15 protein-coding genes are annotated in these 19,135 nt (G+C 66.2%); 7 read left to right on the top strand and 8 right to left on the bottom strand.

All coding sequences use genetic code 11. The annotated features are described in order from the left end of the window. Positions 1–287 precede the first annotated feature (287 nt). Entirely contained in the window at positions 288–1,328 is a 1,041-nt protein-coding gene (locus A5788_RS17555) for an ATP-binding cassette domain-containing protein (protein WP_064869430.1), read from the top strand. Next, a complete protein-coding gene (locus tag A5788_RS17550) occupies positions 1,328–2,164 on the top strand; it encodes an ABC transporter permease (RefSeq protein ID WP_049699676.1) in 837 nt (278 codons plus the stop codon). The genes A5788_RS17555 and A5788_RS17550 overlap by 1 nt, the downstream gene beginning before the upstream one ends. Before the next feature lie 56 nt (positions 2,165–2,220). On the opposite strand, the gene A5788_RS17545 is transcribed toward A5788_RS17550, so the two are convergent. Then, the gene (locus A5788_RS17545; protein ID WP_064869420.1) at positions 2,221–5,502 is read right to left on the bottom strand and encodes a BTAD domain-containing putative transcriptional regulator; all 3,282 of its coding nucleotides are present in this window, start codon (positions 5,500–5,502) and stop codon (positions 2,221–2,223) included. A 90-nt stretch (positions 5,503–5,592) separates the two neighbouring features. Between A5788_RS17545 and A5788_RS17540 the strand changes: the two genes are divergently transcribed. After that, a complete protein-coding gene (locus A5788_RS17540) occupies positions 5,593–6,108 on the top strand; it encodes an SRPBCC family protein (protein ID WP_064869418.1) in 516 nt (171 codons plus the stop codon). A 26-nt stretch (positions 6,109–6,134) separates the two neighbouring features. On the opposite strand, the gene ilvA is transcribed toward A5788_RS17540, so the two are convergent. The 3 genes from ilvA to A5788_RS17525 form a co-directional block, all read right to left on the bottom strand. After that, positions 6,135–7,331 carry a threonine ammonia-lyase gene (gene ilvA, locus A5788_RS17535; protein ID WP_064869416.1) on the bottom strand — a complete coding sequence of 399 codons (1,197 nt, stop codon included), beginning with the start codon at positions 7,329–7,331 and terminating at the stop codon, positions 6,135–6,137. Positions 7,332–7,407: 76 nt separating this feature from the next. Continuing rightward, entirely contained in the window at positions 7,408–8,562 is a 1,155-nt protein-coding gene (locus tag A5788_RS17530) for a cystathionine gamma-synthase (protein WP_049699680.1), read from the bottom strand. A 33-nt stretch (positions 8,563–8,595) separates the two neighbouring features. Next, the gene (locus tag A5788_RS17525; RefSeq protein WP_064869414.1) at positions 8,596–9,996 is read right to left on the bottom strand and encodes a cystathionine beta-synthase; all 1,401 of its coding nucleotides are present in this window, start codon (positions 9,994–9,996) and stop codon (positions 8,596–8,598) included. A 62-nt stretch (positions 9,997–10,058) separates the two neighbouring features. On the opposite strand from A5788_RS17525, the gene A5788_RS17520 reads away from it, so the two are divergent. Together A5788_RS17520 and A5788_RS17515 are read left to right on the top strand one after the other, a co-directional pair. Further along, entirely contained in the window at positions 10,059–10,979 is a 921-nt protein-coding gene (locus A5788_RS17520) for an SGNH/GDSL hydrolase family protein (protein WP_064869412.1), read from the top strand. Beyond that, entirely contained in the window at positions 10,976–11,734 is a 759-nt protein-coding gene (locus A5788_RS17515; protein WP_064869410.1) for a LamB/YcsF family protein, read from the top strand. The genes A5788_RS17520 and A5788_RS17515 overlap by 4 nt, the downstream gene beginning before the upstream one ends. On the opposite strand, the gene A5788_RS17510 is transcribed toward A5788_RS17515, so the two are convergent. Continuing rightward, positions 11,727–13,118, bottom strand: a complete 1,392-nt coding sequence (locus A5788_RS17510; protein ID WP_064869408.1) for a DHA2 family efflux MFS transporter permease subunit — start codon at positions 13,116–13,118, stop codon at positions 11,727–11,729. The two genes, A5788_RS17515 and A5788_RS17510, sit on opposite strands and share 8 nt — an antisense overlap. Before the next feature lie 67 nt (positions 13,119–13,185). Here A5788_RS17510 and A5788_RS17505 point away from each other — a divergent pair, with 67 nt between their 5' ends. Beyond that, the gene (locus A5788_RS17505) at positions 13,186–13,815 is read left to right on the top strand and encodes a TetR/AcrR family transcriptional regulator (RefSeq protein ID WP_064869406.1); all 630 of its coding nucleotides are present in this window, start codon (positions 13,186–13,188) and stop codon (positions 13,813–13,815) included. A gap of 47 nt (positions 13,816–13,862) precedes the next feature. Continuing rightward, positions 13,863–15,086: an acetyl-CoA C-acetyltransferase gene (locus tag A5788_RS17500; protein ID WP_049699686.1), complete on the top strand. Its 1,224-nt coding sequence runs from the start codon at positions 13,863–13,865 to the stop codon at positions 15,084–15,086. Positions 15,087–15,160: 74 nt separating this feature from the next. On the opposite strand, the gene A5788_RS17495 is transcribed toward A5788_RS17500, so the two are convergent. The 3 genes from A5788_RS17495 to A5788_RS17485 are packed head-to-tail and all read right to left on the bottom strand — an operon-like array spanning position 15,161 to position 19,075. Continuing rightward, positions 15,161–16,024 (bottom strand): Bax inhibitor-1/YccA family protein, encoded by an 864-nt coding sequence (locus A5788_RS17495; protein ID WP_049699687.1) that lies wholly within the window; start codon positions 16,022–16,024, stop codon positions 15,161–15,163. Positions 16,025–16,056: 32 nt separating this feature from the next. Then, positions 16,057–16,800, bottom strand: a complete 744-nt coding sequence (locus tag A5788_RS17490; protein WP_049699688.1) for a TetR/AcrR family transcriptional regulator — start codon at positions 16,798–16,800, stop codon at positions 16,057–16,059. Next, the gene (locus A5788_RS17485; protein WP_064869404.1) at positions 16,754–19,075 is read right to left on the bottom strand and encodes an MMPL family transporter; all 2,322 of its coding nucleotides are present in this window, start codon (positions 19,073–19,075) and stop codon (positions 16,754–16,756) included. Before A5788_RS17485 ends, A5788_RS17490 begins: the two co-directional genes overlap by 47 nt. Positions 19,076–19,135 lie beyond the last annotated feature (60 nt).

The raw sequence follows: 19,135 nt of genomic DNA, 5'->3' as shown, positions 1-19,135 counted from the left end.
TGTCGTCTAACGCCATGCTCATAGATCTTCCTCTCACTGATGAGCACTGGACTTACACAGACCATCTGACACCCCCCGATCTCGCGACCGCACCTCACCTCAGTTCGGTGCACTCCGCATCGGCGGCGTGACCTCGCCCGCCCCACCACTGAGCGCTACAGATCTGTGGCGCCACTGATCTCACGGCGCCACAGATCTCACGGCGCCCTGACACCGCGGACGCCTCGACGCCGCTGCATGACAGTTGACGTAAGGCCCACGACAGTCGCGTAGTGCAGGCTGACGCCATGACTACGACAACCACCACCACTGCGACGACGAGCGCGTCGAACCCCCTGGGTTCCGAACTTGCCATCGATGCACGCGGACTGGTCAAGCAATTCGGCTCGAACCGCGCCGTCGACGGCGTCGACCTGGCAGTTCCGACCGGCTCTGTGTACGGCGTCCTCGGCCCCAACGGAGCAGGCAAGACCACCACCGTCAGCATGCTGGCCACACTCCTGCGACCAGACGCGGGCTCAGCCACGATCTTCGGCTACGACGTCGTGCGCGACTCGACGGCCGTCCGGTCGCTGGTCGGCGTCACCGGCCAGTACGCATCGGTCGACGAAGACCTGACGGCGAGACAGAACCTCGTCGTCTTCGCCCTTCTGCTCGGCTTCTCGCGGAAAGCAGCCAAGGTCCGAGCCGACGAACTGCTCGACGAGTTCTCACTCACAGAAGCAGCAGACCGTCCGCTCAAGGACTTCTCCGGTGGAATGCGTCGACGCCTCGACCTCGCGGCCAGCCTCATCGACACCCCACCACTGCTGTTCCTCGACGAGCCGACCACCGGACTCGACCCCCGCACCCGCGCCCAGATGTGGGACACCATCCGCCGACTCGTCGCTGACGGCGCCACCGTGCTGCTGACGACCCAGTACCTCGACGAGGCAGACCAACTCGCCGATCGCATCGCGGTGATCGACCACGGTCGTGTCATCGCCGACGACACCGCCGACGCCCTGAAGAACTCGGTGGGCGCGGCCACATTGCAACTCGCCCCACTCGAACGGTCCGACGCCCCGCGCGTCGCCGAGATCGTCGAACGCGTCCTGGGCGAACCCGCGACCCTATCGGCAGAAGCAGGCAGGATTTCCGCCCCACTGCACCGCCCTGACCTCGTGCCCGACGTCCTGATCGCCATGCGCTCCGACGGCATCACCGTCGACGAGATCAACGTCCAGAAACCGAGCCTCGATGAGGTGTTCCTCACCCTCACCGGCAAACCCGCCGATTCCCACGACGCCCCCGCAGACGAAGAAGCCACGCAAGAGGAGAACCTCTGATGACCACAACACTTCCCCGAGCCGTCACACCCAATGCCATCACCACCGGCGCCATCCGAGCACGAGCGAAACAGTCCGTCTCTCTCGCGGAGACCGCACGCCAGTCGCTGACCATGGCCTACCGCGGTGTGCTCAAACTCCGGCACAACCCCGAGCAACTGTTCGACGTGACAATCATGCCGATCATCTTCACGGTGATGTTCACCTACATCTTCGGCGGTGCCATCAGTGGCAACGTCTCGTCGTATCTTCCCGTCATCATCCCGGGAATCCTCGTGCAGACCGTGGTGATGAGCTCCATCGTGACCGGAACACAGTTGCGTGAAGACATGGACAAGGGCGTCTTCGACAGATTCCGCTCGCTGCCGATCGCACGCATCAGTCCGCTGGCGGGGGCCCTTCTCGCCGACGTGATCCGCTACCTCATCGCGAGCATCATCACCGTCGTGATGGGCCTGATCATGGGCTGGCGCCCCGACGCACTCGGCGTCATCGCGTCGGTTGTCCTGGTCATGGTGTGCAGCTTCGCCGTCTCCTGGATCTTCGCACTCATGGGTTGCATAATGAGCAAAGCCTCTGCCGTACAAGGAATCTCGATGCTCGTCGTGTTCCCGCTGACCTTCATGTCGAACGCGTTCGTTCCCGTCGACACGATGCCGGGCTGGTTGCAGGCATTCGTGAACGTGAATCCGGTGAGCCACCTCGTCACCGCGGTGCGTGAGCTCACCGCGACCGGACACGCGGGTATCCACGTGGTGTGGGCGCTGGCAGGCGCAGCGGTCATCACCGCTGTGTTCGCTCCGCTCGCCGTGCGCGCCTACATGCGCAACGCCTGACCAACACGCACGAGCGACGGGCCTGCCACGCGGCAGGCCCGTCGCTCTGTGTGATCTCAGGCGAGGCGGGGCGTCTTCGACGCAAGCAGTTCGACGAGTTCTTCGGTCGCGCGCCGCCGGGACATGCCCGGGATGTCGGCGGTGACGTCGTCCCACTCCTCCTGCGTCAGCTTCGACGCACCGACCAGGTCGGTCAACACTGCGTAATAGCCCGGATAATCGACGCGCGCCTTCAATCGTTTTCCGAGCATCAGGAGCCGAGCACCGTCGCGTCTGGTCTCACTCCTATCGCACAACACGTATCCCGTTGCGACCGCCAAATTCGCGGACTGCGGGATATCGTTCCACCCGCTCGGCGACAGCGTCTCGACGACGCCCGACGCCAGTACCGGCAGCAACGCGCGTGCACGATCGAGCTGCCCGGTGCGCACCAGACCGATGGCGGCAACACCGATCAGCATCGCGGCCCCGGGGTCCCGCGCAGCCATCGGATGCTCGCGCAACAGCAGGTCTCCCGCTCGGGCGAACAGCTCAGCGGCCTCGGCCAGATCGCCACGCGCGTAACGGAGTTCGCCGAACGCAAGCATCATTCCGGCGAAGACCTCGGGAAACCCGCGCGGGTCGGGGTCATCGGGCGTCCAGCCGTCGGCAACGTGCACCAGTTGTTCTTCTGCGGCGTCGAGTTGGTCGAGGTTGATCAGCGTCACCGCGAGGTAGCAGCGGGTCTGCATCTCGTCCTCGAAGGAACCGAGTCGCACAAGGTCGGCGATTCCGCCCCGATAGAAGTCAACGGCGGTAGACCAATTCGCCTGCTGACTGTGGATTCCGCCGAGACTCACCTGAGCCATCGCCGACATCCAGTGGTCACTCCCGAGCCGCGACCGCTTGCGCAGCGTCTCCCCGTCGCGTTCGGCCTTATCCAGACGGCCGAGGTTCTCGGCAAGATTCATCCGTCCGCCCAGCGCTGTCGTCGCCACCCGTTCGTCGGGGCTCGTCGTGCCACGCACTATGTAGCGGATGGCCTCGGTCGTACTCCGACTCAGCACACACGCGGTCATCAGTTCGGTCGGCTCGAGATAGATCCGATCGGGATTGTGCAGTCGTCGCAGGTAATACCGCGCACGTGCGAGCTCTCGAAGGTCTTGGCAGAGCATCTGATGCGTCATCGACGCGAGAACCGTTGCCTGCCAATCACGTCGACGTTCGTCTGAAAGATCGCGAGGTGGCGTCGGCAACACGTCGATCAGCCGCGACCCCCAGTTCATGATCTCCGCGTGCAGGCCCCGCGCCATCCAGAACCCGGCGAGGATGGGAAAGATGCGCACCGCGCAGTCGACGGCGTCGACTACCTCTGAGTCGTCCTTCTCGCCGTGCGCGATCAGCTCCGTGCAGTGGCGGAGCACCCAGACGAGGTTGTCGACGTCGGCGGCAACGCGGGTCATCAACCCTGCGTCGACGCCGGACTCATACCCGGTAACCATCTCCGACGCAACGGATCTGGCCCACTCGCGCATCGCGGAGTTGACCTCCGACGACAGCCCCGGCTCCGCGGCGAGCTTCTCCTCGCCGAACTCGCGCACCATCTCCAGCATCCGGTAGCGCACCCGACCGTCGGCCTCGATCACGGTCAGCAACGACTGATTGACCAGCGAGGCGAGAGTGTCGTCGAGCCGAAACCCGCGATAGCCCAGCACGATTCCCGCCGCGTCGGCCGTGAATCCGGCCGGGAACCTACACAGCCGACGCAACGCCTCACGCGCATCGTCGTCGAGAAGGTCCCAGCTCCAATCGATCACGGCCCGCAACGTGCGGTGCCGGTCCGGAGCGCTGCGGTCCGTCCCGCGAAGCAGTGCGAATCGCTCCGCCAACCGATCGGTGATCTCCTCGACCGTCATGGTGCGAATTCGGGCTGCCGCCAACTCAATTGCCAACGGCAGGCCGTCGAGATGTAGGCACAGTCGCGCGACGGATTCGTGCGGCAGATCGGCGTCGGGCCGCACCGCGCGGGCTCGGGTGACGAACAGTTCGACGGCGGCACCGTCTTCGGTGACGTCGAGTGTCGGCAATCCGAAGATCTGCTCGGCGGGCAGCATCAGCGGGGATCGGCTGGTGACGAGGATCTTCAACGACGAGTCGGCAGCAAGCAGATCGGCCACCAGGCGCGCGCACCGCTCGATCACCTGCTCGCAGTTGTCCAGGATCAACAGCGCGCCCCGCCCGCGCAGCGCGTCGATCAATCGGTCCTGCAGATCACCGGTCGGCGCGATGCGCGGTCGCGCGTTGGTACCGAGGTCCGACTCACCGACGCCGAGCGTCGCAGCGATGGCAGGCACCACGTCGTCGTCGTTGCGGATCGGTGCGAGCGGAACGTAGTAGACAGATGATCCCTCGTCGACGAGTCGGTGCCCGACGCGGTTGGCCACCCGCGTCTTACCCACTCCGCCCGGCCCCTGAATGGTGACGACGCGATTCGCCTTCAGTTGCTCAAGAATCGACGCGACGTCGCCCTCACGCCCGATGAGGTCGCTCGTTTCCACCAGCAGACCCGTCTGCATACTCGAGCGTCGGGCGCTCGGAGCGGGTCGTCGAACATCGAGGTCTCCCTCGGCGAGCAACGCGTTGTGGAACTCGGTGATCGTCGGACCGGGATCGACGCCCAACTCCGTCGATAGTCGACGGCGCAGTGCGGCGTACACGGCGAGCGCATCGGCGACGCGTCCCTCACCGGCGAGCGCGCGCATCAGATCCAGCGCAGCCGTCTCATCCAATGGGTCACGAGCACAACGTTGTTCAGCGATCTCGCGCGCCGTGGAGTAGTCGCCGGACTTCATCGCGGCCGCGCTGCGTGCACGGTTGAACGCGTCCTCCGCGTGTCCCGCCCGTGCGCGGATCTCGTCGATCAGCGATGCCGCCTCGACGCCGAGGTCATCTCCTGGCTCGCCACGCCACCACGACGCGGCGTCGTCGAGCGCGGTCACGGTTCCCTGCGCGATGAGTTCTTCGACGATCTCGATGTCGGTGCGTCCGCCGATCAAGCGATACCCGCTGCCCGACGCCTCGATGCGCCCGGCCCCGAGGACGGTCCGCAGCCGGGAGATCTGGGTGTGCAGTGCCGCCCCGGGTGACCGTGGCGGATCGTCGCCCCACACATCGTCGATGAGCCGCTCTGCCGAGCGGGTGCGCCCTCCGGCCAGCGCCAGCGACGCCAACAGCCGCTTTGCGCGGATGCCCGGAACCGTCATCAGATCATCCGGCGTCACCGGCGAATCCGGCGCCGCGGACACGCCGGTGGCGACGGGACCGAGCAGACCGATCACGGTGGTTGCGGGGACGGACACTGTGCCAGATTAGCCCCGCGGTGCATATCGAGAGCGTCCGCGCTGGACGTATCGCCGAAAGACGGTGCGGCGCCGTGCTTGAATGGCACGATGGCTCGCAGCTACGCACTCGACTCCTTCGGCCTCGACTTCTTCGACACGGCACCGGTGAGCTATCGCATCGACGTCAACCTGCCGGTCACGCCCGAACGCGCGTGGGCAGAGCTGACACGCCAACACACACTCGACTGGTGCCGGGCGATCAGGGGCATCGAGTTCACCTCGCCGCCGCCATACGGTGTCGGCACGACCCGTCAGGCCAAACTCGGCCCAGGCGTGGCACTCTCCGAGTACTTCTTCGACTGGCTCGAGGAGCCGGCAGAACACCACTACCGCAACGCTTTTCGCGGAGAATCGGTGACCGTACCCGGCCTGTCGCGGTTCGGAGAACTGACCGAGGTCAGCAGCGCCGACGTCGGCTGCCGCCTCGTGTGGCGCTTTGCTCTCGAACTCGCGACCGGAGCCAAGCCGGTCAGGCTGTTCAGCGGGCCGACAGCGGCGTCGGTGTTCAAGACGGTCGAAACCGACACCCTGCGCCACTTCTCGACGCTGCGTCCGCAGACCTGATCCGACGCCGCTCGCCGGAAACCCCGTCAGCGCAGGAAGCCTGCGTCGGCGAGAGCGGCACGCACAGCCTCCTGGTGCTCTGCGCCCCTGGTCTCGGCGCTGACCGTCACCTGCACCTCGCCGAGCTGTAGGTCGTCGGCAACACGCGAATGCACGACGTCGACAACGCTCGCCCCCTGCTCACGCAATAGTTCGAGCAGCGAGATGAGGCCACCCGGGCGGTCGGGAATCGTGGCGGTGACCGTCAGGAAACGACCGGACGCGGTCAGTCCCGCGGTGGTCACGTGGCTGAGCACGAGGGGGTCGATGTTCCCGCCGGAGGTGACGACGCAAATCGGTCCCGGCAGATCGAGGTCGAGACTCATCAGCGCGGCAACTCCCGCGGCGCCCGCGGGTTCGACGAGCAGCTTCGCGCGCTCGAGCAGCAGGAGCAACGCGGTGGCCAATTGTCCCTCGTCGACCGTGACCACGTCGTCGACCAACTCACGGACATGGGCGAACGGAACGTCGCCAGGCAGCGCGACGGCGATCCCGTCGGCCATCGTCGACATGTGGGTCGCCGCAACGGGCATGTCCTCCTGCAGCGACGTCGGCCATGCCGCTGCCTGCGCTGCTTGGACACCAATGATCCGCACGCCCGGTCGCCGTGCCTTGACTGCGGCAGCGATCCCGGCGAGCAGCCCACCTCCGCCGAGCGGGACGACAATCGAACCGACGTCGGGCATCTGCTCACAGATCTCGACGCCGACGGTCGCCTGCCCCGCCACGATGTCGCGATGATCGAACGGGTGGATCAGCGTCGCGCCGGTCTCTTCGGCGAAAGCTCGTGCGGCGACCAGTGATTCGTCGATCGTCTCACCGACGAGCACGACCTCTGCCCCATATGCCTTGGTGGCGGCCAACTTCGGTAAGGCGGCGCCCACCGGCATGTAGACGCGCGAGGTGATGCCGAGGTGGGCCGCCGACCATGCCACTCCCTGTGCATGATTGCCGGCACTGGCCGCAACGACGCCCGCGGCACGCTCCTCGGGCGTGAGCCGCGAGATCCGGTAGAACGCGCCGCGAGGCTTGAACGATCCTGTGCGCTGCAGGTTCTCGCACTTGAGCCAGACGTCGGAGCCGCTGCGCTCGGACAACACCCGCGACGCCACCATCGGAGTGCGGCGCATCACGGGCGCCAACACCACCGCGGCGTCGTCGATCTCGGCTTGTGTGATCAGCATGATGAGCGTCAACGTACGCGGTCGCGATGCCTCACGCAGCGCAACCTGCGGCGGTTCCGAATACCAGGGGTCCGGCTTACTGCAGCGCCTGCTCCAGGTCAGCGAGGATGTCGTCGATGTCCTCGATGCCGACGGACAGGCGCACCAGGTTCTCGGGCACCTCGAGCAACGACCCGGCTGTCGAGGCGTGGGTCATCGCACCGGGATGCTCGATCAGCGATTCGATGCCGCCCAACGACTCGGCGAGCGTGAACACCTCGGTCCGGGCGCAGAATTTCTTGGCGTCCTCGATGCCGCCGGACACCAACACCGAGACCATCCCGCCGAAGCGCTTCATCTGCTTGGCGGCGACCTCGTAACCGGGATGCGAGGGATCGCCCGGGTAGAGCACGCGCTCGATCTTGTCGTGGCGGTTGAGGTACTCGGCAACCTTCTCGGCATTGTCGCAGTGCCGCTCCATCCGGACCGCGAGCGTCTTGATGCCACGCATCGTCAGGTAGGCATCGAACGGACCCGGCACAGCGCCCGCACCGTTCTGCAGGAACGCGATGTCGGAGTCGAGTTGCTCGTCGTCGGTGACCAGTGCGCCTCCGACGACGTCGGAGTGGCCGCCGAGGTACTTGGTCGTGGAGTGCAGTACGACGTCGGCACCGAGTTCCAGCGGACGCTGCAGGTACGGCGTCGCAAAGGTGTTGTCCACCACCAGTTTTGCCTTCGCCTCGTGCGCGATTTCACCGAGTCGGGCGATGTCGCCGACGTTCAGCAGCGGATTGGTCGGTGTCTCGACCCACACGAGCTTGGTCTTCGGGGTGATCGCCGCTCGTACCGCGTCGATGTCGCTGACCGGTGCCACCGAGTAGTCGATGCCCCACTGGGTGAAGACCTTGTCGATCAGGCGGAAGGTGCCGCCGTAGGCGTCGTTCGGGATGACGAGGTGGTCGCCGGGACGCAGCGACGCGCGCAGCATCGCGTCGGTGGCCGCCATGCCGGAGGAGAATCCGCGCCCGTACGTTCCGCCCTCGATCGCGGCGATGTTCGCCTCGAGCGCTCGACGCGTCGGATTTCCGGTACGCGCGTACTCGAATCCGTCTCGCAGACCGCCGACACCGTCCTGGGCGAACGTCGAGCTCGCGTAGATCGGGACGTTCACCGCGCCGGTCTGCGGGTCGGGGTCGTAGCCTGCGTGGATGGCTTCGGTGGAAAAGCCGCGTGGACGCTGGTACTTCTTCACGTGAGAACTCCTCGCTGAGTGGGTATCTGGACGCTAACCGGCGGTGATCGTCGGATGAGTGCTGACGAACGCCAGCAGATCGTGTCGGGTGATGACACCGATCGGCTTTCCGTCCTCGACGACCATGAGTGCGTCGGACTCGCCGAGCGCCTTGGTCGCCGCGGACACGGGCTCACCGGAACCGATGAGCGGGAACGGATCTCCCATGTGCGCCGACACGGGATCGGCGAGGTTCGCACGACCCTCGAACACCGCGGAGAGCAGATCACGTTCGGTGACCGCGCCTGCGACCTCGCCCGCCATCACCGGCGGCTCGGCGCCGACGACCGGCATCTGCGACACCCCGTACTCACGGAGGATCTCGATCGCGTCGCGCAGGGTCTCCTGCGGGTGGGTGTGCACGAGGTCGGGCAGCGTACCGGTCTTGCCGCGCAACACATCTCCCACGAGAGGCTCCGGCTTGCCCCCGTCGAGCGGGGTACGAAGGAATCCGTAGCTGCTCATCCACTCGTCGTTGAAGATCTTGGCCATGTAGCCGCGCCCGCCGTCGGGAAGCAGAACCACCACGACGGAGTCGGGTCCCTCCCGTTGCGCCACCTGCAGTGCCGCGACCACCGCCATGCCGCAGGAGCCGCCGACGAGCAGACCCTCCTCACGGGCGAGGCGTCGGGTCATGTCGAACGAGTCGGCGTCGGAGACCGCGATGATCTCGTCGGGGATGCTCGGGTCGTACGCGGTGGGCCAGAAATCCTCACCGACGCCCTCGACGAGGTACGGCCGACCGGTGCCGCCGGAGTACACCGATCCCTCGGGGTCGACGCCGACGACCTTGACCTTGCCGCCGGATATCTCCTTGAGATACCGGCCGGTGCCGGTGATGGTGCCACCGGTGCCGACGCCCGCGACGAAGTGGGTGATCGTGCCGTCGGTGTCGCGCCAGATCTCGGGGCCCGTGGTCTCGTAGTGACTCTGCGGACCCGCAGGGTTGGAGTACTGGTTGGGCTTCCACGCACCGTCGACCTCACGCACCAGACGGTCGGACACGCTGTAGTAGCTGTCGGGGTGCTCGGGCGGGACGGCTGTCGGGCACACGACGACCTCGGCGCCGTAGGCACGCAGGACGTTGCGCTTGTCCTCGCCGACCTTGTCGGGGCACACGAAGATGCACTTGTATCCGCGCTGCTGCGCGACGAGCGCCAGCCCGACACCGGTGTTGCCCGACGTCGGCTCGACGATCGTGCCGCCGGGCTTCAGCTCCCCCGACTTCTCCGCGGCGTCGACCATCCGCACGGCGATACGGTCTTTGCTGCTGCCGCCCGGGTTGAGGTATTCGACCTTGGCCGCGACCAGCCCCGATCCGGGCGAGGTCACCGAGTTGAGCTTGACCAGTGGTGTGTTGCCCACCAGGTCGACGACGTGATTGGCGATGCGCATACCTCTATGGTCCCAGAGCGTCGCAAGCCGTCCACATTCGACTTGCCGCTAAGCTGGGACGCGTGTCCGATTCGCGTCACGTCCTCCGCGATGTCGGTGCCGCAGCGACCGCGACGGCCGCGGGGGCCGGCGCCACCTGGGCGGCATACAACGTGCTGGTCTGGCAGGCACAACAAGCCAGGACCACCATCCCCCACCGCACCGACAACGCCCCCAACGGCGACGGCATCTACCTGCCGGACGGCGGTGGCCCACTGCGTGTCACCCGCGACTCCACCGCCGATCTGCACCTGACCGTGTTCGGCGATTCGACTGCCGCCGGACTCGGCGTCGAGTCGGCCGACGACACCCCCGGCGTTCGTGTCGCCCGTCGCGTCGCCGCGGATACCGGTCGGGCGATCCGCTACAGCAACAAGGCCATCGTCGGGGCGACGTCGAAGGGTCTTGCCGCGCAGATCGACGCGATGCTGATCGCGGGACTTCGACCCGACGTCGCGGTCGTCCTGGTCGGCGCCAACGACGTGACCGCGACCAACGGCATCCGGGCCTCGGCGAATCGCCTGGGCGCCGCGGTTCGGCGCCTGCGCGAGACCGGTGCCGTGGTCGTTGTCGGCACCTGCCCGGACTTCGGCGTGATCACCGCGATCCCGCAGCCGCTGCGGTCGGTGTTGCGTATCTGGGGCTTGCGGCTCGCCGCCCGTCAGGCGGCAGCGGTGCGCAGCGCGGGAGGCGTCGCCGTTCCGCTGGCCGACCTGCTCTCCGAGGAGTTCAAGGCCAAGCCCGACCACATGTTCTCGCCCGACCAGTTCCACCCGTCCGCCGCCGGATACGAACTCGCCGCGGCGATCCTCACTCCCCCGGTCCTCGAAGAGATCGGCGAGTGGGGACCTGCACCGCTACCCGAGCCGCCCGAGTTGTCCGAGACCGTGCCCGCCAGCAAATTCATGTCCCGCCTGCTGCGGCGCGCACGGACCGTCGAATGACGCGCATCGATCTCAACAGCGACGTCGGCGAGTCGTTCGGCCGCTGGGAACTCGGCGACGACGACGCCGTACTCGAGGTCGTCAGCAGCGCCAACGTCGCCTGCGGTTTCCATGCGGGCGATCCGAGCACGCTGGCACGAACATGTCGAAGCGCACTCGCGAACGGTGTCCGCATCGGCGCACAGGTCAGCTATCGAGATCTCGCTGGCTTCGGGCGGCGGTTTGTCGACGCCACGCTCACGGAGTTGACCGACGACGTCGTCTATCAGATCGGCGGGCTGCAGGCCATTGCTCGCGCCGCCGGAGGCACGGTCAGCTACGTCAAACCGCATGGGGCGCTGTACAACACGGCCGTCCACCACGAAGTGCATGCGCGCGCCGTCGTCGACGCCATCGCCGCGGTCGATCCAGCTCTTCCCGTACTCGGTTTGCCGGGTTCGCTGCTGCTCGAGATCGCCTCGGATCGCGGAATCCCGGTCGTCCGAGAAGCTTTTGCAGATCGGGCCTACCACTCCGACGGCACCCTGGTCTCCCGGCGCGAACCGGGCGCAGTCCTCGACGATCCGACGGTGGTCGCCGGTCGGGTGCTGCGCATGGTCTCCGACGGCGTCGTCGAATCCGTCGAAGGCGACACGATACGGATCGACGTCGACTCGGTGTGTCTGCACGGCGACAGTCCCGCCGCTGTCGCGATGGCGGTGGCAACCCGCGAACTACTCACCGCCGAGGGCGTCGAGATCACGCCGTTCACGTGAGCGCGGGCCGCGACGGCAGAATGAGCGCGAGCACCGCGCCCACCAGTGCGAACACCACCGACCACCAGAATGCCGCGGAGAAGCCCGCTGCCGCAGAGGCCGCAGACATGACCACGACGGCGAGGATCGCGGTTCCGAAGGAGCCGCCGAGTTGCTGAGTGATCCGGGTGAGCATGCTGGTGTCCTGACGCGCGGAGTCGGGGACGCCGATGAAGCCCGCGGCCATGATCGGCGACAACAGCAACCCGAGTCCGAGTCCGCGGAACAGTAGGGCGATCATCAACCAGATCACCGAGGTTCCCGCATCGGCGAACGCGAACGGCACGGTGGCGCCCGCGACGATCACGAACCCGCACGCCGCCACCCAACGCCCGCCGAACCGGTCGGTCAACTTTCCCGCCACTCCGCGGGTCACGAACGCTCCGACGCCCTGCGGGATCAGATAGAGCGCCGCCCGGAGCACCGAATCGCCGAACACCTGCTGAAAGAACAAGGGCAGCAAGAACATTGCTCCGAACGATGCGATGCCGAACGCGAACAGTCCGGCCGACGACGCGGCAACTGCGCGATGAGCAAGAATCCGGATGTCGACGATCCCCTGGCGCGCAGACACCAGGCTGCGCACCACGAAGACTCCCAGCGCGATCACGCCGACGACCAGCGGAATCATCACGCTCCGACTGACGAAGCCCGCGTGGGCGTTGGAGAGTCCGAGCAGGATCAGCGCCAAACCCGGTGCGAGAAGCAGCAATCCGACGACATCGAGGTGAGCGTGGTGGTCGTCGGCGCCGCGGGTGCGGTCGTCGCCGGGGATACGCCGCGCGAGATAGAGCGCGACGGCCACGATCGGGACGTTGATCAGAAAGAGCCAACGCCAGTTGAGCCAGTTCAGGATCACGCCGCCGAGCACGGGACCCAGGATCGGCCCCAGCGCGGTCGGCATCGACACCAGAGCGATGACCTGTCCGAGCGCCACTCCACGACTGGCCGACACCAGGATCGACATCATCAGCGGCATGATCAGGCCGGCGCCGAGGCCCTGCAGAACGCGAAATGCGATGAGCGACGGCGCATCCCATGCCATCGCGCACAGGACCGAGCCGAGCAGGAAGATCAGCAGCCCCGCGATCCAGGCGACGCGTGACCCGAATCGCGTTGCCGCCCAACCCGCCAACGGCACCGCGACGGCGAGCGCCAGGAGGTATCCGGTACTGATCCACTGGATCGTCGACACCGGAACGTCGAGGTCTCGGCCGAGCGTCTCGAGCGCGATGGTGGTGATCGTGGTGTCGAGGATCGGTGCGATCAGACCGATGATCACGGCCCACGCGACACGGCGCGTCGCAGGATCGATGGTCTGCGCCGGGGACGCTGTTGCCGTCATGGGAACCCCTTTAAGAATCAGTTGTGTATCTTATTTCGACGATAGGCCGACGCGATAAGATACGCAAGTGGATCTTGAACACCGGGACACCAACCCCACGCGACGCCGCGGCGCCGAACTCGAGGCAGCCATCCTCGACGCCGCGTGGGAGCAGTTGCTCGACCGCGGCTACTCGGGGCTGACCTTCGAGGCTGTCGCCGAACGAGCCGGGACCAGCAGGCCCGTGCTCTACCGTCGGTGGGCGACACGCGGTGACCTGCTGCGCGCTGCGATCTCCCATCGCGGGCGACAGGTCGAGGTAGTCGTACCCGACACCGGGAACCTGCGCGACGACGTCCTCGAAGCGCTGCGCGACATGAACAACAGTCGCGCAGATTTCGTGGTCATGATGGCGTCGAGTCTGGGCGAGTACTTCGCCGAGGGCGGCACCAACCCCCGCGAGGTTCGCGCGCTGTTCGTCGGCGATCGTGCGTCGACCATGGCCACCATCGTCGAACGCGCGATCGCTCGTGGCGAGGTGGACCCCGCACATGTGACCGAGCGAGCCATGACACTGCCGGCCGACCTCTATCGATACGAGGTACTCATGTCCCTGAAACCCGTACCGGACGACGTCCTGCGCGCCATCGTCGACGACGTCTTCTTGCCGCTCGTCCAACCGGAGACCGCATCGAAGGCTCCGCGCTCCGACGAGTGACAAATCCGGCTGATCTGACACCCGGGCTGTCCAGTAACGTGTTTCACATGCCTGAAGCTGTCATCGTTGCCCATGCCCGCTCCCCGATCGGCCGTGCCGGAAAGGGATCCCTCAAAGACGTTCGTCCCGACGAACTCTCTCGCCAGATCGTCACCGCACTTCTCGCCAAGGTCCCCGAGCTCGACCCCAAGGAAATCGAAGACATCCACTGGGGAATCGGCCAGCCCGGCGGCCAGGGCGGCTACAACATCGCTCGCGTGCTCGGCGTCGAACTCGGCTTCGACCACATTCCCGGCGTCACCGTGAACCGCTACTGCTCGTCGTCGTTGCAGACCACCCGCATGGCCCTGCACGCGATCAAGGCCGGCGAGGGTGACGTGTTCATCTCCGGTGGCGTCGAGAGCGTGTCGAGCTTCGGCATCTCCGGCGGCGCCGACGGTGCGCCCGATTCCAAGAACCCGCTGTTCGACGAGGCGCTGGCCCGCACCGAGCGCAGCGCGGAGGGTGGCGCTCCCGCGTGGCACGATCCGCGCGAGGACGGCCTGATCCCCGATGTCTACATCGCCATGGGTCAGACCGCCGAGAACGTCGCGAGCTTTACCGGCATCTCGCGTGAAGACCAGGATCACTGGGGCGTGCGCAGCCAGAACCGCGCAGAAGAGGCCATCAAGGCCGGATTCTTCGAGCGCGAGATCGACCCGATCACGCTGGCCGACGGCACAGTCGTCAGCACCGACGATGGCCCCCGGCCGGGCACGACCTACGAGAAGATCTCGCAGCTCAAGCCCGTCTTCCGCCCCGACGGCACCATCACGGCCGGCAACGCCTGCCCGCTGAACGACGGCGCGGCCGCGTTGGTCATCATGAGCGACACCAAGGCCAAGGAACTCGGCCTGACCCCGCTCGCGCGCGTCGTCGCCACCGCCGCGACCGGACTCTCGCCCGAGATCATGGGCCTCGGCCCCATCGAGGCCGTGCGTAAGGTGCTTCGCGTCGCAGGCAAGTCGATCTCCGACATCGACCTGTTCGAGATCAACGAGGCATTCGCCGTCCAGGTCATCGGTTCGGCAAACGAGCTGGGCATCGACCACGACAAGCTGAACGTGTCCGGCGGTGCCATCGCGCTCGGCCACCCGTTCGGAATGACCGGTGCACGTATCACCACCACGCTGCTCAACAACCTGCAGACCTACGACAAGACGTTCGGCATCGAGACGATGTGCGTCGGCGGCGGCCAGGGCATGGCGATGGTACTCGAGCGCCTGAGCTGACCAGACCCCCAACACAGCACCGAGGCCCTGCACTCACGGAGAGTGCAGGGCCTCGGTGTATGAGGGGGCCGAAACTAGTTGTTGGAGTTGAAGTAGCTCAGCAGACGCAGGATCTCGACGTAGAGCCAGACAAGGGTGACCGTCAGGCCCAACGCGACGCCCCAGCCCGCACGGGCAGGTGCGCCGGCGCGGATCAGGCGATCCGCGGCGTCGAAGTCGAGAAGGAAGCTGAACGCCGCCAACGCGATGCAGACCAACGAGAAGATGATCGCGATCGGACCGCCGTCGCGCAGCACACCGGCACTGCCGGTGAACAGACCGATGATCAGGTTGCCGATCATCAGCACCATCACACCGATGAGTCCGGCGAACAGCATGCGCGTGAAGCGCGGGGTCACTCGGATGGCGCCGATCTTGTAGACCAGCAGCATTCCGAAGAACACGCCGAACGTGCCGAGAACCGCCTGGCCGATCAGCGCGCCCGCACTGGTGTCTCCACTGACCATCCAGTTCGCGAACACGAACGAGATCGAACCGACGAACAGTCCCTCGAAGGCCGCGTAGGCGAGGACGATCGCGGGATTGTCCTGCTTACGACCGAACGAGGCGACCAACACGAGCACGAGGCCCACGATCGCGCCGATACCCATGAGGGGCCCGGCCAACGCGTTGTTGTAGCTGCTGAGGACGTAGCTGAGGATTGCCGTGACCGTCAGCACGCCGAGCGTGATCGCCGTCTTGGTCACGACGTCGTCGATGGTCAGTTGGCGTCCGGCGGCCTGCGGGGGCGCGTACTGCGGCGGGACCTGCTGACCGTACTGGTTGTACATCGCGGCTTGCCCGGCCCCGGCCATGTTCGACCCGAAGCCGGCGTAGCCGCCGGGATTCTGGTTATCGCGGACGACGCCGCGCATCACCGGGTTACTGCTGTCTCGCACAGGTGCTCCTTATTATGGACGTGTACGTCTCATCAACGGGGATCGACCCGTTCGAGTTCCGACTTTACCTTCTCTTGACCAATTGAGGGATTCGACGGCGTACTCAGTGAGTCGAGGAACACTCGAACCTCGTCGGGTGACTCGTACTCACGGATCGACAGCACCGCTCGCCCCAGACAGATCGAGCGAAGGGTCTGCGCGGCAACGGCGAAGTCATCGCCCCAGCCCAGGCCCGGCTTTGCGATCATCAGCGACGCCACGCCATGCGCAGCGGTCCATAGTTCCAGGACGACGTCGCCGACCTCGTCGGGGGCGAAGATGCCCGCTTCTGCTAGTTCGCTGACAGTTCCGGTGAATCGCACGAACGCCGACGCCGCGAGCACCTCGTCGACCTTGCTGCGCTCAGCAACGGGCGAGACGTGATGGAAGGCCTCCCGGTAGAGGACCGGCGTGTCGACCGCGAACCGCACGTAGGCGATGCCCATCTGCAGGGCTCGTTCCAGCGGATCGTCGACTCCCTCCGACGCCGCGGCCAGTTCCTTGTCGAGACTCTCGAAGTATCGGGCGCAGACGGCTTCGAGGAGTGCGTCCTTGTCGTCGAAGTGCAGATAGATCGACGGCGGGGTGACTCCAACCCGGTCGGCGACCGCCCGGATCGATACCGCCGATGCGGCTTCGGAGTCGAGCAGTAGTGACGTGGCGGCGTCGATGATCTCGTCGGCCAGCAGTTCACCCGACCCGCGGGGCGAGCGGCTCCTGCGGCTGGTCCGTGTCACTGTTCTCCTGCGTAGTCGTCTCGTTCTTGTTGGTCTCTCGCGTGCTCGGCGGCTCGTCGTCGATCTCCTCGGACAGTCCGAAGCGGTCATGCAGGCGACGTAGAGGTGCGGGTGCCCACCAGTTCAGGCGCCCGGCGAGGCGCATGAACGACGGAACGAGCAGCATCCGGATGAGGGTGGCATCCATCAGCACCGCAAGCGTGAGTCCGACACCGAACATACGCATGAACGACACCTCCGACGCTGCGATTCCCGCGAACACGATGCTCATCAGTAGCGCCGCGGCAGTGATGACGCGACCGGTCCTGGCAATGCCGAGCGCGACGGCCCGGTCGTTGGCCGCGCGCGACCTGTCCGACGCGAGCCACGATTCGCGAATCCGGCCGAGCAGGAACACCTCGTAGTCCATGGACAACCCGAACGCGATGCAGAACATCAGCACCGGCATCGTCGCCGCGAGATACCCGGTTGACGTGGTGCCCAATCCGCCGAGGTGACCCTCCTGGAAGAACCACACCATCGCACCGAACGTCGCCGACAGCGACAACACATTCAGCACCAACGCCTTCAGCGGAAGAATGACGCTTCCGGTGAAGAGGAACAGCAGCACGAACGTCGCGATCGCGATCACCCCGAGCACCCACGGCAAGTGCGCATAAATGGAGTCGACGGTGTCGACGTTGGTCGCCGCGGAACCGGTGAACTTCACTGTCAGGCCCGCGGGTACCGGCACGTCTCGGAGCTGAGCCAGTTGATGCTCGCCCGCAGGCCGCATCGGTTCAAGGTTGGTGGCGACCGTGATCACTCCGACGTCGCCGCGTTGGTCCGCGGGATTCGCCGGGGCAACAGCTCTTCCGTCGACGAAGGTTCCGCCCGCCCCCGACACCGAGTTGACGTCGGCAACCCGCGACAACTCCTGCGAATACGCCGCCCTCGTCTGTGCGGAGACGTCTCCGGTCGCGACAACGGTGACCGATGACGAGAGGTTCTGGTCGAAGTCGTCGCGGATCTCCTGCTGGATCTGATGCGCGCTGGCGCTGGTGGGCAGCACGCGATCGTCGGGGAAGCCGAACTTGATGGACAGGAACGGAGCACCGAGAACCAGCAGGAAGACGACGACCGTCGCGCCGACCGGCGCGGCCCGTTTCAGCACCCACGACGCCGCGCGGTACCACCAACCCTCTTCGACCGGGCGTGGAGTCGGCTCAGGACGGCCCAGCAGCTTGCGCACACCGCGGCGCACGTCGAGGGAGTCGATCCGGTCGCCGAGGAGCATCAGCACCGCGGGCGTGATCACCAGCGACGTCACGGCGGCGATCACCACGACACCGACTCCTGCGTACGCGAAGGAACGCAGGAAATACATCGGGAAGATCGCCAGTGCGGCAAGCGCGAGAGCAACGGTCACCGCAGAGAACGCGACGGTGCGTCCCGCCGTCTGCATCGTGCGCAGGATCGCCGACGCTCTGTCACGGCCGCCGGCGACTTCTTCGCGATACCGCGTCACCAGCAACAGCGTGTAGTCGATCGCGAGCGCCAAACCCATTGCGGTGGTGAGGTTCAACGCGAAGATCGACACGTCGGTGGCGGTGCCTATCAGACGCAGTAACGCGAACGTCAGCACGATCGCGATGATGCCGACGCCGATCGGCAGCATCGCCGCGATGACGCCCCCGAATACGACGATGAGCACGAGGAAGCTGATGGGGATCGCTATCGCCTCGGCGACGGCGAGGTCGCGCGTCGTCTGCTCGTTGACCTGCTGGAAGACCATGCCCTGGCCACCGACGCGGACCGTGATGCCGTCGCGGGTGCCCTCGAATCGGGAGGCGACCTCCTTGGCATGCGCAGGAGCCTCGGCTTCCCCGCCGTCGAGCGTGGCGATGATCAGCGCCGAACTACGGTCTTTGCTGACCAGGCCGGACGCGAGCATCGGGTCCTGCCACACCGACAGAACCGGTTGCTGCACATAGGGAAGGGCGTCGAGTTCGGAGACGATCGACTTGCCGACCGCGGCGGCCCGCTGGTCCTTCTCCATGTCGGTGCCTGCAGGCGCGTCGAGTTTGATGACGACCTGCAGACCCCCGCGCTTGAACGTGTCGTCGATTTGCTGCGACGCCTGCGCCGACTCGCTGTTCGGATCGGAATACCCGCCTGCCAGCAGGTGCTGGGATGCCGAAGCCCCGTAGATTCCGCAGAGCACGAGGAACAGGAACGCCAGTGCGAGAACACGTTTGGGCGCGGATATGGCCACACGGGTAAGTCTTGCCAACATGCGAGTCCCCTAGCGCGTCGCGGTCACTTACCCGCGTTAAGTTATCGGCAGTAAGTCAGC

It is taken from the genome of Gordonia sp. 852002-50816_SCH5313054-c (assembly GCF_001665925.1).
Taxonomy (GTDB): domain Bacteria; phylum Actinomycetota; class Actinomycetes; order Mycobacteriales; family Mycobacteriaceae; genus Gordonia; species Gordonia jacobaea.
This window is presented reverse-complemented; position numbering and strand designations above follow the sequence as displayed.

Bases quoted from the DNA above. Each gene is read 5' to 3' on its own strand.
- A5788_RS17550 (WP_049699676.1), top strand. From the start codon at position 1,328: ATGACCACAACACTTCCCCGAGCCGTCACACCCAATGCCATCACCACC.
- A5788_RS17515 (WP_064869410.1), top strand. From the start codon at position 10,976: ATGACGCGCATCGATCTCAACAGCGACGTCGGCGAGTCGTTCGGCCGC.
- A5788_RS17525 (WP_064869414.1), bottom strand. From the start codon at position 9,996: ATGCGCATCGCCAATCACGTCGTCGACCTGGTGGGCAACACACCACTG.
- A5788_RS17500 (WP_049699686.1), top strand. From the start codon at position 13,863: ATGCCTGAAGCTGTCATCGTTGCCCATGCCCGCTCCCCGATCGGCCGT.
- A5788_RS17485 (WP_064869404.1), bottom strand. From the start codon at position 19,075: ATGTTGGCAAGACTTACCCGTGTGGCCATATCCGCGCCCAAACGTGTT.
- A5788_RS17555 (WP_064869430.1), top strand. From the start codon at position 288: ATGACTACGACAACCACCACCACTGCGACGACGAGCGCGTCGAACCCC.
- A5788_RS17510 (WP_064869408.1), bottom strand. From the start codon at position 13,118: ATGACGGCAACAGCGTCCCCGGCGCAGACCATCGATCCTGCGACGCGC.
- ilvA (WP_064869416.1), bottom strand. From the start codon at position 7,331: ATGCTGATCACACAAGCCGAGATCGACGACGCCGCGGTGGTGTTGGCG.
- A5788_RS17540 (WP_064869418.1), top strand. From the start codon at position 5,593: ATGGCTCGCAGCTACGCACTCGACTCCTTCGGCCTCGACTTCTTCGAC.